General features: G+C 54.8%; 16 protein-coding genes. 8 read left to right on the forward strand and 8 right to left on the reverse strand.

Annotation, left to right across the window (positions count from 1 at the left end; all coding sequences use genetic code 11):
• Positions 1 to 219 precede the first annotated feature (219 nt).
• The 4 genes from IEV97_RS03040 to IEV97_RS03055 are packed head-to-tail and all read right to left on the reverse strand — an operon-like array spanning position 220 to position 2875.
• Positions 220 to 1152, reverse strand: a complete 933-nt coding sequence (locus IEV97_RS03040; protein WP_188500018.1) for a hypothetical protein — start codon at positions 1150 to 1152, stop codon at positions 220 to 222.
• Positions 1149 to 1337, reverse strand: coding sequence for a hypothetical protein (locus IEV97_RS03045; RefSeq protein WP_188500019.1), 189 nt, complete (start codon positions 1335 to 1337; stop codon positions 1149 to 1151). Before IEV97_RS03045 ends, IEV97_RS03040 begins: the two co-directional genes overlap by 4 nt.
• The gene (locus IEV97_RS03050; RefSeq protein WP_188500020.1) at positions 1337 to 2431 is read right to left on the reverse strand and encodes a toxic anion resistance protein; all 1095 of its coding nucleotides are present in this window, start codon (positions 2429 to 2431) and stop codon (positions 1337 to 1339) included. Before IEV97_RS03050 ends, IEV97_RS03045 begins: the two co-directional genes overlap by 1 nt.
• Before the next feature lie 15 nt (positions 2432 to 2446).
• The gene (locus IEV97_RS03055; protein WP_229733761.1) at positions 2447 to 2875 is read right to left on the reverse strand and encodes a hypothetical protein; all 429 of its coding nucleotides are present in this window, start codon (positions 2873 to 2875) and stop codon (positions 2447 to 2449) included.
• A 395-nt stretch (positions 2876 to 3270) separates the two neighbouring features.
• Between IEV97_RS03055 and IEV97_RS03060 the strand changes: the two genes are divergently transcribed.
• From IEV97_RS03060 to IEV97_RS03070, 3 genes are all read left to right on the forward strand, one after another.
• Positions 3271 to 3819, forward strand: a complete 549-nt coding sequence (locus IEV97_RS03060; protein ID WP_229733762.1) for a pseudouridine synthase — start codon at positions 3271 to 3273, stop codon at positions 3817 to 3819.
• A gap of 157 nt (positions 3820 to 3976) precedes the next feature.
• The gene (locus tag IEV97_RS03065) at positions 3977 to 5575 is read left to right on the forward strand and encodes a M20/M25/M40 family metallo-hydrolase (RefSeq protein ID WP_188500022.1); all 1599 of its coding nucleotides are present in this window, start codon (positions 3977 to 3979) and stop codon (positions 5573 to 5575) included.
• A 212-nt stretch (positions 5576 to 5787) separates the two neighbouring features.
• The gene (locus tag IEV97_RS03070; RefSeq protein WP_308419842.1) at positions 5788 to 6933 is read left to right on the forward strand and encodes a putative sensor domain DACNV-containing protein; all 1146 of its coding nucleotides are present in this window, start codon (positions 5788 to 5790) and stop codon (positions 6931 to 6933) included.
• A gap of 160 nt (positions 6934 to 7093) precedes the next feature.
• On the opposite strand, the gene IEV97_RS03075 is transcribed toward IEV97_RS03070, so the two are convergent.
• The 3 genes from IEV97_RS03075 to IEV97_RS03085 all read right to left on the reverse strand — a co-directional run bounded on the left by IEV97_RS03075 (position 7094) and on the right by IEV97_RS03085 (position 10304).
• Positions 7094 to 8305: a DUF1501 domain-containing protein gene (locus IEV97_RS03075; RefSeq protein WP_229733763.1), complete on the reverse strand. Its 1212-nt coding sequence runs from the start codon at positions 8303 to 8305 to the stop codon at positions 7094 to 7096.
• Between the two features lie 24 nt (positions 8306 to 8329).
• Complete coding sequence (locus IEV97_RS03080) at positions 8330 to 9742, reverse strand: DUF1800 domain-containing protein (RefSeq protein ID WP_188500023.1); 1413 nt, start codon at positions 9740 to 9742, stop codon at positions 8330 to 8332.
• A 121-nt stretch (positions 9743 to 9863) separates the two neighbouring features.
• The gene (locus IEV97_RS03085; protein WP_188500024.1) at positions 9864 to 10304 is read right to left on the reverse strand and encodes a winged helix-turn-helix transcriptional regulator; all 441 of its coding nucleotides are present in this window, start codon (positions 10302 to 10304) and stop codon (positions 9864 to 9866) included.
• Between the two features lie 116 nt (positions 10305 to 10420).
• On the opposite strand from IEV97_RS03085, the gene IEV97_RS03090 reads away from it, so the two are divergent.
• From IEV97_RS03090 to IEV97_RS03105, 4 genes are all read left to right on the forward strand, one after another.
• The gene (locus tag IEV97_RS03090; RefSeq protein ID WP_188500025.1) at positions 10421 to 11050 is read left to right on the forward strand and encodes a nitroreductase family protein; all 630 of its coding nucleotides are present in this window, start codon (positions 10421 to 10423) and stop codon (positions 11048 to 11050) included.
• Between the two features lie 75 nt (positions 11051 to 11125).
• On the forward strand, positions 11126 to 11827 hold the full coding sequence (locus tag IEV97_RS03095; RefSeq protein ID WP_188500026.1) for a DsbA family oxidoreductase: 702 nt from the start codon (positions 11126 to 11128) through the stop codon (positions 11825 to 11827).
• A 145-nt stretch (positions 11828 to 11972) separates the two neighbouring features.
• Positions 11973 to 12995, forward strand: coding sequence for an LLM class flavin-dependent oxidoreductase (locus tag IEV97_RS03100; protein ID WP_188500027.1), 1023 nt, complete (start codon positions 11973 to 11975; stop codon positions 12993 to 12995).
• A 208-nt stretch (positions 12996 to 13203) separates the two neighbouring features.
• Positions 13204 to 13569: a spore germination protein GerW family protein gene (locus IEV97_RS03105; protein ID WP_188500028.1), complete on the forward strand. Its 366-nt coding sequence runs from the start codon at positions 13204 to 13206 to the stop codon at positions 13567 to 13569.
• Between the two features lie 49 nt (positions 13570 to 13618).
• On the opposite strand, the gene IEV97_RS03110 is transcribed toward IEV97_RS03105, so the two are convergent.
• Positions 13619 to 14230: a hypothetical protein gene (locus IEV97_RS03110; RefSeq protein WP_188500029.1), complete on the reverse strand. Its 612-nt coding sequence runs from the start codon at positions 14228 to 14230 to the stop codon at positions 13619 to 13621.
• Positions 14231 to 14457: 227 nt separating this feature from the next.
• Between IEV97_RS03110 and hflK the strand changes: the two genes are divergently transcribed.
• Positions 14458 to 15435, forward strand: a complete 978-nt coding sequence (gene hflK / locus IEV97_RS03115) for an FtsH protease activity modulator HflK (RefSeq protein ID WP_188500030.1) — start codon at positions 14458 to 14460, stop codon at positions 15433 to 15435.
• The last annotated feature ends 3 nt before the right edge of the window (positions 15436 to 15438 follow it).

Consider the following 15438-nt stretch of genomic DNA (forward strand, 5'->3'; position numbering starts at 1 on the left):
TTTAGTACTGAAGCAACACCCCTATAATCCCCCAAAGGGATAGTTTTATACAGAACTTGACAGCCCTGCTCTGTGGCAGGGGAGCCTTGTCCGGAGCTGCCTCTTGCGGTTTAAACAGAAAGCACCTGTCTTCTCAAAGCCTGACCGGCGAATGACAACGAAACTGAAAGAGCCCCTGACAAATCAGAGGCTCTTTTATAATCATGTCAAGTATCAGATTTAAAAACTCTTCCGGTGCATCCTTACCGGAAACAACCGGTAATCGATCAAACTCACCGCATACGGATAGCCCCGCCAATGCACGACCGGAACGTGACGGGCCGGACTTGGACCCTTGGTGTCAGGTATGGCCAGCATGGTGTTTCCGATGTAGCTCAGCTCCCCCTTATCAATGGCCAGCTTACCCGCTACATGCTGCAAAAAAAGGTCTTTGTCAGTATCCGAAGAGGTATAGGAAATTTCGCGCGACATGGTGGCGCCACCTTCCAGCTCCGGTGAATAAAACACACGGGAGTAGGTTTCGATGGCGATTACCGGGACAGCCAGTGTGGGCACCTTGGCCTGCATCACATCGGGCGGTGCCATGGGTGCCTGGTTGGCTACCCGCTTCACCATCTCCGTTACTTTCTGGGCGGTATAGATGCCCTTGATCGTTTCGGATTCGATGCGCTTGAGCACCTGTTCTACCTTCGACTCAAAGGGATGACCGGGATTATCCTGGCGTGGCGGAGCAGCCGGACGCGGTTGCGCCTGTCCGGGAGGACGCGGCTTCTGTACCTGCGGTACCGGTTTTGGCTTTTCGCGCTCCGGTATATAGCTGTCCTTGATGTGCCGCTCGTGCACGTTGATCACCGTTGTGAAGGTATTGATGAAGTGTTCCGTGTTTTGCACATGAAACAGCTCTAGCTCCTGTATGCGCTTGCGCGTCACCAGGTAGTTGTGTACCAGCTTGGTCTTTTCGAAAACGGCCAACAGTTTATCGGCGTGCGGTGTGTGCTGGTAGCGTTCGTACAGCCTGTGGAGGGCGTTGAGCCTGGCATTGGAAGCGCGGATGTACTGCATGGCGCGGGCGTCGGCGGCACCAGGGTGCGCTACCACCGTACGGGTGTTCTCCTGCCCCATTCCGAAAAGTGAACGAAAAAAACCCATCATCTGGTCAGGATGCGTTTGAGGTGCTGGGTTTCGATTTCGACCTGCAGCTTTTCCGAGAGTTTCATCTCCTCAAACACATTGTCGATGTGCTGGATATAGAGGTCCAGCACCGCCTCCTGTTCGTCGCTCAGGATGCGGTGCCGGACGGCTAGTTCTTCTTCTTTCTTATCCCCTTTATATATCATTATTCAATCTCAATCTGTTTGGACTTGCCGAACGTGCCGATGATCTTGCTGTTGAGTTCTTCCTGCACCTGGGCCAGTTCTTTTACGGCTTCCGCCCGCTTCTTGCTGCCCTCTTCCGAAATTTTGATCACCTGGTCGAGCGTCTCCACCATGTCCTTGTTCACTTTCTTGAGCGTCTCCACATCCACAATGCCGCGCTCGTTCTCCTGTGCCGCGATCACCACGTTTTTCTTGAGCAGCTCCGAGTTTTTGCGAAGCATTTCGTTGGTGGTGTCGGTCACTTTTTTCTGAATCTCAAGAGCCTTACGCTGCTTCTCCAAACCCAGGGCAATGGCCACCTGCTGGCGCCATACCGGAATCACGGTCACGATCGAGTTCTGGATCTTCTGGGCCAGCACATCGTTGGTGGTCTGGATCATACGTATCTGCGGCATCGACTGCGTGGCGATGGTGTGCGACAGCTGGAAGTCGTGCACCTTTTTCTCGAGGCGCTCCTTGAAGGCGATCATGTCGCTCAGGCGCTGCACGGCCAGCTCGTCCTGCCCGCTGGTTTCCACTTCATCCTGCAGCTTCGGAATTAAATCGGTTTCTATTTCCTCGATCTTCATCTTGCCGGCCGCAATCACGGAGCGGATCTCGTGGATGTACTCCACTGCCTGGTTGAACATCACTTCCAGACTGGTCGAGTCTTTCATGATGCTCTGGCGGGTGCGCTCCAACTTCACCACCACATCGTCCACGTTGGCCGATACGGTGTTATACTGAGTGGCCAGCTGTTTCGACTTATCAGAAATCTTCTTCACGAAGGGCAGGCGCGAAAAGAAACCACCTTTCTCCTGCTCCTCGATCTTGATCATGTTGATCTGGTTGAGCAGTTCGTTAATGGCTTCGCCCGCCTCGCCAGAGTCTTTGGCTTTTACTTTGGTCAGCAGTTCGTTGGAGTAGTGCCCCAGTTTGCGCTGCGTTTCCACCCCAAAATTGCTCAGGCTTTCCGGATTGCCCGGATCTATGGATTTAGAGATCGCCAGGGCTTTCTCCTGTATCTTCTGTTGATTCTCTACGATCGTAATCTCTGTTTTCGCTGTTTTTTCCATCTTGTTTTATTACCTCTAAAGGTTGCGGTTGATTAGGTCCAATGAGTTTAAGTACTTTTTGATATTTTCGTGCCGGTCGGTGGTCTCGTACCACTCAATGTCGTTGAGCGGCAGGTACTCGCCCAGCAGGTCGCGCACTTCATTTAGCAGGGCTTCGCCTTTTTTTGTTCTGAAATCCGGGTTGCGGTACTGTGCGCTCACATACTCCACTTTCACCTGCCCGGTCTTGGTGATGGCCAGTTCGCGCACTTCCACCACCAGTTCCGACGACTTTCCGTTGTCGGTCACGATGGTCTTGTACACGCCTTTGTTGCCTTCCTCAAGTGCGGCGGCGCATTGTTTGCGTACATCCTGCAAAGCCTGGCGTAGCTTGCGGTTCGGCATCACGTAATGCCCCACAATGTAACCTAATATCGCTGCTATTAAGAATGTCCAAAAAATCACTTTTGTATTAATAAAGTTAAAAGCTCAATTACTTATGTAATGAAGCAAAATAAATTGAAGTAATCAAGTGTAGGCGGGATGGATGTCTTTAGAATTGACCAATCAAAGCCCGAATGATTCCTTTCTCCACTGTTTCTGTCTATACCTGACCGGCCTTCTTTCATCTTCTATACGCGGAAGCGGTTGCACGGGCTGTCGCTGGGACCGGGATAGGATAAACAAGGTATAGCGTGCGCCTGTTCCCGTGGCGACTGTGTCTTATGTTTGTCCTATTACGGAAAACGGGCTGCTGCCTTTACACGGCTTGCCGATAAATTCGGGGGTTTTGTCTATTTTGCAGCCTGAGCTATACCTGATTCTATACCTTTGCTTGCATGCAGCACCGGCATTTTATTTTGCATAAACCTTACGGCTACATCAGCCAGTTCATCACCGATAAGAAAAAGAAGAAGCTACTGGGCGAATTGCACGATTTCCCGGCCGGCACCATGGCCATCGGGCGGCTCGACGAGGCCAGCGAGGGCCTGCTCCTGCTGACCACCGACGGCAAAACGAGCGAACTGGTGCGCGGCAGGCATGTGGAGAAGGAATACTATGCCCAGGTCGACGGCCTTATCACGGAGGAAGCCATTGCCCGGATGCAGGAAGGCGTGGCCATCGGGCTGTACGGCGAGCAGTACGGCACCCGTCCCTGTACCGCTTTCCTCCTGGAAAATGCACCCGATTTCCCGGAGCGCAGCCGCCGCATCCGCGACGACCGCCACGGCCCGACCAGCTGGGTGTCCATCACCATCTCGGAAGGCAAAAACCGGCAGGTCCGCAAAATGACGGCCGCCGTCGGTTTCCCAACGCTCCGGCTGGTGCGTGTGCGGATCGGGAATATGCAGCTGGAAGCATTTGAGCCAGGTGCTGTAACAGAAGTGGAGAACTTTGACTTGGGGTGAAGGCAAGCGCTTATACCTTAAAATTTCAGCAGCTATTAAACCAAAGCGGCATTCACCAGTCTATAGAGGGCTTTCGGCTTAAATAACACAATTTTACTATCTTGAGCGGGCATACGCTTTACTTACTATACAAACAATCCATACCTTAAACTTTACCATGAAAAAAAACCCTATTCACATGCTGGCCCTGGCCTTAATGCTGTCAGGCGGTGTGAGCAGCGTGGCTTTCGCGCAGCGTCCGCAGCAGCAGGAACAGCCTCAAAAACAACAGGATCCTGTGATCCAGAACATCATCAAGATGGCCACTGAAAACTCGCAGCTCGAGAAACTGGGCCACGAACTGATGGACGGCATCGGACCAAGACTGGTAGGCACCCCGCAAATGCAGCAGGCCGCTGACTGGGCTGTGAACAAGTACAAAGGCTGGGGCATTGATGCCCGTGTTCAGAACTACGGCGAGTGGCGCGGCTGGGAGCGCGGTGTGACGCACATCGACATGGTGCACCCGCGTGTGAAATCAATTGAAGGCATGCAGCTGGCCTGGAGCCCATCTACGCCTTCCAAAGGCGTGACGGCTGAGGTGATCACCATGCCGGAATTTGCTGACTCTGTAGCTTTCCAACGCTGGTTGCCAAGCGTGAAAGGCAAAATGGTGATGGTATCGATGAACCAGGCGAGCGGCCGTCCTGAGTACAACTGGAAAGAGTTCGCCACGCCGGAGTCGTTTGAGAAAATGAAGAAACAGCGCGACGAGCAGAACGCTGCCTGGAGCAAGCGCATTGCCGCCACCGGCAAAAACGCCCGTACCCTGCCGGTTGCTTTGGAGCAGGCTGGTGCCGCGGGTATCGTGATGTCGAACTGGTCGCAGGGTTTTGGCGTGAACAAGATTTTCAGCGCCTATACCAAGAAAATCCCTACCGTTGATATCGCGCTGGAAGATTATGGCATGCTGTACCGCCTGGCGGAAAACGGTAGCAAGCCACGCATTAAAGTAGTGGCCGAGTCGAAGCACTCCAAGAAGCCGGTTCCTACTTTCAACACCATCGCTGAGATCAAAGGCACTGAGAAGCCGGACGAGTACGTGATCCTGTCAGCCCACTTCGACTCTTGGGACGGTGGTACCGGCGCTACTGACAACGGTACCGGCACGATCCTGATGATGGAAGTAATGCGCATTCTGAAGCAGGTATACCCGAACCCGAAGCGTACCATCCTGGTGGGTCACTGGGGTAGCGAAGAGCAGGGCCTGAACGGTTCGCGCGCTTTCGTGGAGGACAACCCGGAGATCGTGAAGAAGACGCAGGCTGTCTTCAACCAGGACAACGGCACTGGCCGCGTGGCCAACATCTCTGGTCAGGGCTTCCTGAACTCCTATGACTACATGGGCCGCTGGCTGAACGCCGTGCCGCGTGAGATCACCAAAGACATCCAGACCTCATACCCAGGTTTCCCGGGCGGCGGCGGTTCTGACCATGCCTCGTTCATTCCGCACAACATCCCGGCCTTTATGCTTAGCTCCCTGAGCTGGTCTTACGGCAACTATACCTGGCACACCAACCGCGACACGTACGACAAAGTGGTGTTCGACGACGTGCGCAGCAACGTGATCCTGACGGCTATTCTGGCTTACATGGCCAGCGAAGAGCCGGAACTGGTATCACGTGAGCGCAGTGTGATGCCGGTGAACCCACGCACAGGCGAAAAAATGACCTGGCCTGAGGCAAGACCTGCCACCCGCAAAGGTGGTCTAGACTAAACCGTCATTTCGCAGGTGCTATACCTGGTATTCTAAAAGCACAGCCGCTGCAGACTTTCTGTAGCGGCTGTGCTGTTTTTGGCTATACCTGTCTCCGCTTCGACTACCGTTCTTACAGGAATCTGCTAGTTTTCATACGGAACGCCGTATAAAACTTTTGGCAGTGCAACACCCTCATAGGCTTTCGTGCTGCCGCCCATACCTGAAACCGGATGACACACATGATTGGTAAATCGACTTACAAGGCCGCACGCGAAGTAGCCCAGATTGCGGAAGACCATTTCTCCAGGCAGATCCAAGCAGCCAAAGAAGCAAACGCTACCAACCTGGCGGCTATACCTCCGGCCCGCATCATCGAAACCATGATCGACGCCGCCTTCTGGGGAAGCCTGCGACGGGAAGAAGGGCAGTCTCCTAAAATATCCCTTGCTCTGTTGCCACCCGAGCAATCTGAACAACCTCTGCTGTTTGAGCACCGCCTCACCCTGTCCCCTGCCGTGCTGACGAAGATAGGGCCGGGTGTGGAGCGGCCGGGCATCCACCTGGGCGTGTGGCACGAAGGAGATTACCTGCACATTTGGGGCATGACGCGCAGTATACCTGACTTCTGCTTCGTGCTCGATGTATCAGAACCCGGATTGCTGGTGATCAAACACCGCAGGCAGGATGGCTTCGGCAAATTTGTGAACGTGGCCGTGCTGACGGGCGACCAGGTAAAAATTGTAGACGAGCAAAGCATCCAGATACCTGACTGCCCCAGTCTGTTGTACTCACTGCTGGGTTTTAGTACGCTGAGTGCTTGGAACAAGTCGCTGAATGTGCTGGTGCAGCTGGCCGTGTCGATGCGTTCCCACAAGAAAGGCGGCATCCTGCTGGTGGTGCCCTCTGGTTCGGAAGCATGGCGGCAGTCGATCCGGCACCCGATGCGCTACGCGGTGGGCCCCGCCTATTCGGAACTGGCCAAGTTGATGTTGCGGAAAGAAGACAAGGACCTGCAATGGCATGATGAGATGAAACGGGCGATAGATGCGCTGGCCGGTTTTACAGCAGTGGACGGCGCCACCATCATCAGTGACAAGTATGCGCTGTATGGCTTTGGCGCCAAGATTACCCAAAAACCGGGAAGCTCTCCGGTAGAAAAGCTGATTTTGACAGAACCCGTCATCGGTGGCGGGGCAAAAATCGACCAGCCTGCGGTGAGCGGTGGCACACGGCATTTATCAGCGGCTCAGTTCGTGCACGATCAGCGCGACGCGGTTGCCCTGGTTGCCTCCCAAGATGGTCGATTCACTATCTTCAGCTGGTCTAACTGCGAGAACATGGTGCAGGCCATCCGCATCGACTCGCTACTGCTATAGGTGTCTGTTTTCTGTGTGGCGAACTGCAATATTTATCGCTCGACGGCATCGTATTGAAAGCAAGATTGAGAATCAGCAATGAGACAATCCTTAAGATCGTCATACAATAAAAAAACCTGGCCGCTCAGGCATAAGCGCCTGAATCTGTTATACCTAAACCTTAGATAAGCCCGGTCAGCAATTGCGTCTTACCGCCCAGTATACCCGCTGCGTCTCCACCCAGCCAATTGTGCAACAGGGTGGCATAGATGTTCCGGAAGTCGATGCTATATCGGAGGTCGCCCTGGTCAAGGTCCTGCAGGTTGGGGCCTTCGTTGTATAGGCCTGCCTGCTTCAGTTTCCCGCCGATCAGGAAAAGGTTGTTGGCCGTGCCGTGGTCTGTTCCGTTGCTGGCATTCTGGGCCACGCGTCGGCCGAACTCCGAAAACACCATGATCACGGTATTATCAAACTCCTGCTGCTGCTTCAGGTCATCCACAAAGCTGTACAAACCCTCCGAGAGCTCCCGCAAGAGGCTCGCCTGCTGCCCCGCCTGCCGCACATGCGTGTCGAAACCGGTGAGGGAGGCATAGTATACCCGCGACTCCACGCCCGATGCGATCAGCTCGGCAATAGTTTTCAGGTTCCGGGCGAACTCCCCGTTCGGGTAGTCTTTTTTACTCCGGTATACCTTCGTTTTCTCCTGCAGGTAACCGGCCGATTGCTGCGTCTCGATCAGGGTTTTGTAGAGGTAGTCGACCTGGTGGTGCGTGTGGTCCTGTGCATGTAACTGCGCCGCCTGCTTCAGGAACTGGTCGTTGGTCGCCTGAAAAAAGCGCTTCACATCCTGTACGGCTATACCTGTGTATTGCGCTCCTTTCAGCGCCAGGCTGAGCGTGTCGTCTACCTCAATAGCGGCGTAGTTGGCCGATGGCCCGGATAAGCTGTCGAGGTAGCGGCCCAGCCAGCCGGTGCTCAGGTACTCATCGGAGGCGCTGGCAGAGTGCCAGATGTCCATGGAGCGGAAGTGCGAGCGGTCCGGATCCGGGTAGCCCACACTGTTGAGAACAGACACGTAGCCCTGATCGTAGAGCAGCCGCAACTTTTCCATCGCCGGGTTCAGCCCGAGCCCTTTTTCTAGGGTGAGCACTTCGCGGGAAGGTATGGCCAGGCTGGGACGCGCCTTGTAATACAGGTCGTTCTGGTAGGGCACCACCGTGTTCAGGCCGTCGTTGCCGCCACTGAGCTGGATCACCACCAGCCGCTTGCCGTTGGAGCTGGCCAGCAGCGGCAGTCCGCCCCCGTCCAGGCCGTGCAGGAAATTGGGGACCAGCAGCATGCCCGAGGCCAGCGCCGACATTTTGATAAACTCTCTTCTGGAATTAGTTGCCATAGTGCAAACGTGAGCGGTGGAAAACTAGCATAACTGGTACTCAGGTAAAGAAAGCAGCCGAAGCGTCAGCAGCGTGACTTTATCGGCATGTGCGACTCCTGAAGGTATGTGCTGCTGGATCAGGGCGGCGGTTTCCGGTTGCAGCGGCACTTGCAGTAGCTTCTGGCTCAGCTTTTCGATCAGCTCTCGTTCCTTTGCTTCTTGCATTTGCTGGTGCAGTCCGCTCAGGTCGGCTTTGGCGCGCACGGTCCGTAGGCCATCCTGCCGGCGCTTTCGCGGGGCGGTTGGTTCGGTGTCGTCGTCCGGTTTCAGGTTCACCTCCAGCGCCGCCTCCTGCAGCAGCGCCGGCCCGATGCGCAGCCGGAAAGCGAGCGTGGAGCTGTCGATCCAGTTGCGGCCCCCGGCCCAGCCGCTCACATTCGGGGGCCTGAACAGCTCCTGCCCCAGCGCCCGCTGCAACACCAGCGGACTGCGGCCATCGGCATAGGTCAGGTCAAACTGCCGTTGCAAACCAGCCAGCAGCTCGATCGGTGATTTGATCTTAGTCCCCACCACATCCGGTCCGTAAAACCACTTCGCCCTGAAGATCTTCTCCAGCAGTTTGGGGATGTCGTACCCTGTTTCGTAAAAGTAGCTGCTCAAGTCTTTGATACGCTCCGGGTTGGGCACATCGCTTACAAAAAAGGCATAGAGCTTCGCTGTCAGGAAGTCGGCCGTGCGCGGGTTCTCCACGATCATTTGCAGGATATCCTCTCCGCCAAAATTCCCCCGCTTCCCCATAAAGGTCTTCTGGCCCCGGTCGTGCTGCCGTGCGCGAAACACGAACTCACCCTGTGGGTTGTAAGACCAGCCGGTAAAGGCGCGGGCGGCTTCTTTGATGTCCTGTTCGGTATAGTGTCCCCGGCCTAGTGTGAAGAGCTCGAGCAGTTCGCGGGCAAAGTTCTCGTTGGGGCGCTGTTTGCGGTTTTGCTGGTTGTTGAGGAACTGCAGCATGCCGGGGTCTTTGGAGATGGCCAGCAGCAGATCCGGAAATTTGCCCAGCGCATGTGCACGGAGGGTGTTGTGCTGCAGCAGCGCAAAGCGGGGCTCCCGCAGACGGCAGGCAAAGTGCCCGTGCCAGAAAAGGGTCATCTTCTCGCGCAGCTGGGCTTCGGAGGTAGCCATCTGCTGAAGCCAGGCATTATTGAGCAGTACGAAACCCTGCTGACGCTCGCGTTGTCGCTGCTGGCGCATCTCGGCATTTTGCGCATCGGTCTGCGGGTCTGCTTCAGTGCGTGCAAGCGCTACCTGCAGGGGGGTCGCCTGACCCGACGCATGAAGCAGTTCACGAACGGCCTGTTTGATACCAGGGCTTGCCTGATCCGGCCTGAAAGGTATACCGAAGCCCGCCCGCCAGTAGAGGTGCTGTAGCTTTTGTTCGCGTGCTGAAGTTTTCATACAGATGCCATTTAAACTTAGATGAAAAAGTCTCATCAGGGTTTAAATATACCTGAAAATATATGTTAGCAGGCAAGGCATCTAACAAATTTAAAGTCAGCCGGTTTAAACCGACAAACTGCTAAGCAAGCTGTGCCAGTTTTTCCTTTTTTGCGTATCGTTCCCGGGCCTCCAGGATCTGGTCGATGTTGAGCTTGGCCCAGTCGGCGAGCTGCAGGAGTTGCAGCAATAGCCCCTGCCCCAGCGGCGTGAGGCTGTACTCCACCCGGGGCGGAATCTCAGCGTATACCTGGCGGCTCACCAGGCCGTCTTCTTCCAGCGAGCGCAGCGTAACAGTGAGCATGCGCTGCGACACGCCACTGATCTGGTTTTTCAGTTCGTTGAAGCGCACCTTTTCCTCCTTCCCCAACGTGAGGATGGTATAGATGGACCATTTGTCGCCGAAACGGGCCAGAATGTCCTTGATCGGGCAGCAGGACTCCACCTCTGCTTTGCCGCACAAAACTTTATCGATCTTTTTCTGGATCTCAAGTCGCTGATTCTCAACTATAGTTACTTCCATGTTACCAAGTGTGTTTAAAGTGCCTGCTTGACAGGTCCAAATTTAAGAAATACCTTTGAGTTACCAAAAGTAACCTAGTTATGAAACATTACTGGGTTTTTAACTGTTGTATAGACATGAATATCTTAGAAACTTTGAAATGGCGCTATGCCACCAAACGCATGAACGGCCAGCGCGTGCCTTCCGATAAAGTAGAACGTATTCTGGAGGCCATCCGCCTGGCTCCTTCTTCCATGGGCCTGCAGCCCTATACGGTGCTGTTGATCGAGGACGAAGACCTGAAAAAGCAGATCCGATCAGTGGCCTACAACCAACCGCAAATTGAGGAGAGCTCTCACCTGCTGGTGTTTGCCGCCTGGGACAACGTGACTCCTGCGCACATAGACGAATTTATTTCGCATACCGCATCGGAGCGCAGCATACCTGTCGAGAACCTGCAGGACTTCAAGAGCACCCTACTGAGCACCGCTGAGCGTAACACGCAGGAGCAGAACTTCAACTGGGCCGCCCGTCAGGCCTACATTGCCTTTGGGGTGGGATTGGTAGCCGCCGCCACCGAAAAAGTGGACGCCACGCCGATGGAGGGCTTCGACGCCGCCGCATTGGACAAACTCTTTGACCTGCCTGCCAAAGGCCTGCGCAGTGTTACCCTGATGCCGCTCGGCTACCGCGATGCCGACAACGATTGGCTGGCCAAACTGCCGAAAGTAAGACGCCAGAAAGAAAAATTCGTACTGGAAGCATAGGCTTCAGTATAGCATGTTCAGCCGACAATTGCCTCTAGCGGGTAGCTGTCGGCTTACGCATTTAAATAAAATACCATGACAAAGCAGAAAATCAAAATAGACATCTTCTCCGACATCAACTGCCCCTGGTGCTACGTGGGCGAACGCCGCCTCAACAAAGCGCTGCAGCAGGCGGGTAACCAATACGAGGCCGAAATCAGTTTCAAAGCCTATGAGCTGAACCCGAACATCCCTCAGGACGGCCTGGCCCGCCTCGACTATTTCAAAGGAAACTACGGCGAACAGATCGTGTCGCAGTTGCCGGCCATGGACCAGCGCATGACGCAGGCCGGCGCAGAAGAGGGCATCAAATTTAACTTTTCGGACAGCATGCCGATAAACAACACCTTCAACGGGCATCGTTTGATCTGGCTGGCAGGCCAGTACGGTGTGCAGCACGAGGTAGCCAGCGCCCTGTTCAAAGCCTATTTTACGGATAACCGCCCGATGAATGACACGGCCGTACTCAAGGAAATAGGTATAGCACAGGGCATACCGGCCGAGCGACTGGAGAACTTTTTTGAAAGCGAAGAAGGCAAAAAGGAAGTACGCGAGATGGAAGCCTTCGCGCAGTCCGCAGGTATAACCGGCGTTCCCGCCTTTGTGATCAACGACCAGTACCTGGTGAGCGGCGCGCAGCCCGCCGAGACTTTCCTGAATGTATTTAAGCAAGTCGCACCTGCTATTCAGAAACTCGACCTGGAAGGCAACAGCTGCGAAGTAGGTGGGGTATGCTAAACCCTGACAGGCACTAAGACAAACGAACTTTAGACAAAGGACAAAAGATTTTTTGAAGACCAAAGCATTTCATTCAGATGGCTGCCTAACGCAGTGTGCTTTTGTAAAATCAAACGACTTTTGTCCCACATATTAACCAAAAACGATGGCAGACAAAAAACTGAGCGATATAAAGCTTTCCGTACTCGACCTGGTGCCGATCCGCACCGGCAAGAGCATCCACGACTCCTTTCAGCACAGTCTGGCCCTGGCCCGTCATGTGGAGGAACTCGGGTACACCCGCTACTGGCTGGCGGAGCACCACAACATGCCCGGCATCGCCAGTTCCGCCACCGTGGTCCTGATCGGGTACATTGCCGGTGGCACGTCTACGTTGCGGGTGGGTTCCGGCGGCATCATGCTGCCCAACCACGCCCCTCTGGTCGTGGCCGAGCAGTTCGGCACACTTGAGAGCCTGTACCCCGGTCGCATCGACCTGGGACTGGGACGCGCCCCCGGCACCGACCAGGTGACGGCCCACGCCCTGCGCCGCGACCTGCAGGGCAACGTAGAGGACTTCCCGAACAACGTGGCCGAGCTGCGCCAGTACCTGAGCAAGGAAAACAGCACGGCCAAGGTACGCGCTATACCGGGCGAAGGGCTGGATATACCTGTCTGGATTCTGGGCTCGAGTACCTTCGGGGCGCAACTGGCCGGAATTATGGGCTTGCCTTACGCTTTTGCCAGTCACTTTGCCCCTGCCGCCCTGCACCATGCCCTCAAGGTATACCGCGACAGTTTCCGCCCTTCTGAACAGCTGCAGGAACCCTATGCCATGGCCTGTGTGAACGTAGTGGCGGCCGACACCGATGCAGAGGCGAACCATCTGGCCACCTCACTCTACCAGTCTTTCCTGAATGTGATTCAGGGCAAGGCCCTGCCGATGCAACCGCCCGTGGAGAGCATGAAAGACCGCTGGAGCCTGCAGGAGGAATACGCCGTGAAACAAATGCTGCGCTACAGCTTTGTGGGCAGTAAGAAGTCGGTAGAAGAAGAGTTAGAAGCCTATGTGAACGAAACGCAGGTGGACGAGCTGATGATCTCAACGGGCATCTTTGATCCGGAGAAGCGGCAGCATTCCTATACCTTGTTGTCGGAACTAATAGATCTGAAAGCGGCCAAGGTATAAGCTTATACCTTGATCCTTAGAACATAATCGGCGCAGGCACTCTGCCTGGCCCGCTATTCAGAAACAGACCCGACCATGCTCGGGTCTGTTTTTTTATACCTATACCTGCCCATTGGCGATGCTCACCCCGAATTGGATGCCTCTCTCTTGCTTTCTGAAACGATTAGATTCCTTCACGTACAACTGATTAAACAAATCAAAATAGCGCATGGAAGAGACAGCAAAGAAAGAGCAGAACAGCTTTATTGAACGCCTGGCACAACGGCTGGGCATTTCAGCAAATGCCAGCACGATTTACGGTGAGCCCGTGGAGCGTGACGGCGTAACGGTTATACCTGCGGCCAAGGCAGCCTATGGTTTCGGCGGTGGTAGTGGCTCCAAAGCGGGAGAAGAAGGAACTGGCGGCGGTGGCGGCGTGGGCATCAAACCAGTGGGCTACATCGAAATAAAAGACGGCAACACAAAGTTCAGATCCATCCCCGATCCGGAAAGAGTCATCAAAATAATTGCCGTGAGCGGTGTAATGGCTTTTTTTATACTGAAAGGCGTTGACAAACTGGTGAACAGGCGCTAGCGTTGATGAGTTAGCGGCCGTTCACCAGTCTGCGTAGGAATAGTGCTGTTTACTGTCCTGCTTTGACTTTTGGCGGGTTGATCATGATGTGCGCCCCGTGCGTGCCGGGATGCATGATCCAGGGCATGGCAGCCGCGCCCTGGTCAGGCTTGAGCGGAAGTCCGGTGCTCTCGGCAGTGGCCCACGGAATATAGACCACGTAGCGCAAATAGCCGTCTGTCACCTCACCGGTGCGCGCGTTTACCTGCTCATCTGGCGCACTGTACACGAAAAGCGAAGTCGGCTGCTTGGGCAATGTCAGCTTTCCGCTTTTGGCCTCTTTCTCGCGTGTCTCGAAGATGTCGTTGGCGCTCATACCCTGTTTGCGCAGCTCGCGGCCACGGGCCATGAAAGGTTCCAGGTCGCGGTGGTAGCACGACACCGAAAAGCCCGGCTGGTTGGGGTCGTCGGCCAGGCAGATCAGTTCGTTCGTACCTTTGCGCAACGTCACCACCTCCCCTTTCTGGTTATAGCCCAGCACGGTGGCGCCTTCCCGCTTGTCGGCAGGGGCGGCCAGCACGGCGGTCTTAACCTGATTCTCGGCTGTAGGTAAAGGAGTACTTTGGGCATGAGCGCCATACCCTGTCATTACAGTAAAAACAAGTGCGAAGAACTTTTTCATATCGGTTTGAGGCTAGGAAAACTGACAAAACAGAGACGATTCAATTGGTCTTACCCTGTACGAGGAAAAGCCGGAAAAAGCTTGCATCACAACCAATTCACATTTAGCTGCGCCTGTCTATACCTGCACACGAGCACCTTGAAACCACGCGGCAATACCTATCAAGACATTAACATATTGAGATATTTTAGTTATCTTAACGCTATCAACTAACTGACGCATTGCCCATGGCCGAGCCGAATTACCGCCTGCAGTATTATATGTTTCTGCTCAGCAAGCACTTCCGCAAGATCCTGCTTGGACTGTTTTTGCTGATCCTCCTGCTCACTTCCGTCAAAACGGTGGGGCCTGAAGAAGAAGGCGTGGTGATGTATGTGGGCCACTACGACCGCACCGTGCAACCCGGTCTGAATTTTATTTTACCTTTCGGTATAGAAGAAATGCAGAAGATCCCAGTACAGCGCCAGCTCAAGCAGGAGTTTGGCTTTAGAACAGCAAATACAGACCGGAACACCCAGTACTCAAAAGCCGATTTCAACGACGAGTCGCTGATGCTGACCGGTGATTTGAACCTGGCGAATGTGGAGTGGGTGGTACAGTACCGGATCGTAAACTCTTATAATTACCTGTTCAAGGTGCGTGACGCGGAGAAGGCCCTGCGCGATATGTCGGAGTCGGCGATGCGCAAAATAGTAGGCGACCGCACCGTGAACGAAGTGCTCACCGTGGGTCGCCAGGAAGTGGCGACCAGCATGGAAGTGCTCCTGCAGCGCATGTGCGACGAGTACGAGAACGGCATCCGCATTGACCAGGTGGTGCTGCAGGACGTGAATCCCCCGGAAACTGTAAAGCCCTCCTTTAACGCCGTAAACCAGGCCCAGCAGGAACGCGAAACCCTGATCAACCAGGCGGAGTCGGAGTATAACCGCATCATTCCGCGTGCCCGTGGCGAGGCCGATGAAACGGTACAGCTGGCCGAGGCCTATGCGCTGACCCGTGTGAACGTGGCCACGGGTGAGGCCGCCCGTTTCAACGCACTGTTCGATGAGTACGTGAAAGCCCCGGAGGTAACCAAGAAGCGTCTCTACCTGGAGACCATGGAGCGAATCCTGCCAAAAATAGGCGACAAAGTGATTGTGGACGAGCGCGGCAACAACGTGCTGCCGCTGCTGAACCTGAATCAGAACAAAACGCAAACGAAATAGCCT

Source organism: Pontibacter amylolyticus (assembly GCF_014638845.1).
Classification (GTDB): domain Bacteria; phylum Bacteroidota; class Bacteroidia; order Cytophagales; family Hymenobacteraceae; genus Pontibacter; species Pontibacter amylolyticus.

Excerpts from the sequence above, each read along its gene's own strand:
- IEV97_RS03090 (WP_188500025.1), top strand. The coding sequence starts at position 10,421 with ATGAATATCTTAGAAACTTTGAAATGGCGCTATGCCACCAAACGCATG.
- IEV97_RS03095 (WP_188500026.1), top strand. The coding sequence starts at position 11,126 with ATGACAAAGCAGAAAATCAAAATAGACATCTTCTCCGACATCAACTGC.
- hflK (WP_188500030.1), top strand. The coding sequence starts at position 14,458 with ATGGCCGAGCCGAATTACCGCCTGCAGTATTATATGTTTCTGCTCAGC.
- IEV97_RS03070 (WP_308419842.1), top strand. The coding sequence starts at position 5,788 with ATGACACACATGATTGGTAAATCGACTTACAAGGCCGCACGCGAAGTA.
- IEV97_RS03065 (WP_188500022.1), top strand. The coding sequence starts at position 3,977 with ATGAAAAAAAACCCTATTCACATGCTGGCCCTGGCCTTAATGCTGTCA.
- IEV97_RS03050 (WP_188500020.1), bottom strand. The coding sequence starts at position 2,431 with ATGGAAAAAACAGCGAAAACAGAGATTACGATCGTAGAGAATCAACAG.
- IEV97_RS03105 (WP_188500028.1), top strand. The coding sequence starts at position 13,204 with ATGGAAGAGACAGCAAAGAAAGAGCAGAACAGCTTTATTGAACGCCTG.
- IEV97_RS03100 (WP_188500027.1), top strand. The coding sequence starts at position 11,973 with ATGGCAGACAAAAAACTGAGCGATATAAAGCTTTCCGTACTCGACCTG.
- IEV97_RS03080 (WP_188500023.1), bottom strand. The coding sequence starts at position 9,742 with ATGAAAACTTCAGCACGCGAACAAAAGCTACAGCACCTCTACTGGCGG.
- IEV97_RS03110 (WP_188500029.1), bottom strand. The coding sequence starts at position 14,230 with ATGAAAAAGTTCTTCGCACTTGTTTTTACTGTAATGACAGGGTATGGC.
- IEV97_RS03085 (WP_188500024.1), bottom strand. The coding sequence starts at position 10,304 with ATGGAAGTAACTATAGTTGAGAATCAGCGACTTGAGATCCAGAAAAAG.
- IEV97_RS03075 (WP_229733763.1), bottom strand. The coding sequence starts at position 8,305 with ATGGCAACTAATTCCAGAAGAGAGTTTATCAAAATGTCGGCGCTGGCC.
- IEV97_RS03045 (WP_188500019.1), bottom strand. The coding sequence starts at position 1,337 with ATGATATATAAAGGGGATAAGAAAGAAGAAGAACTAGCCGTCCGGCAC.
- IEV97_RS03040 (WP_188500018.1), bottom strand. The coding sequence starts at position 1,152 with ATGATGGGTTTTTTTCGTTCACTTTTCGGAATGGGGCAGGAGAACACC.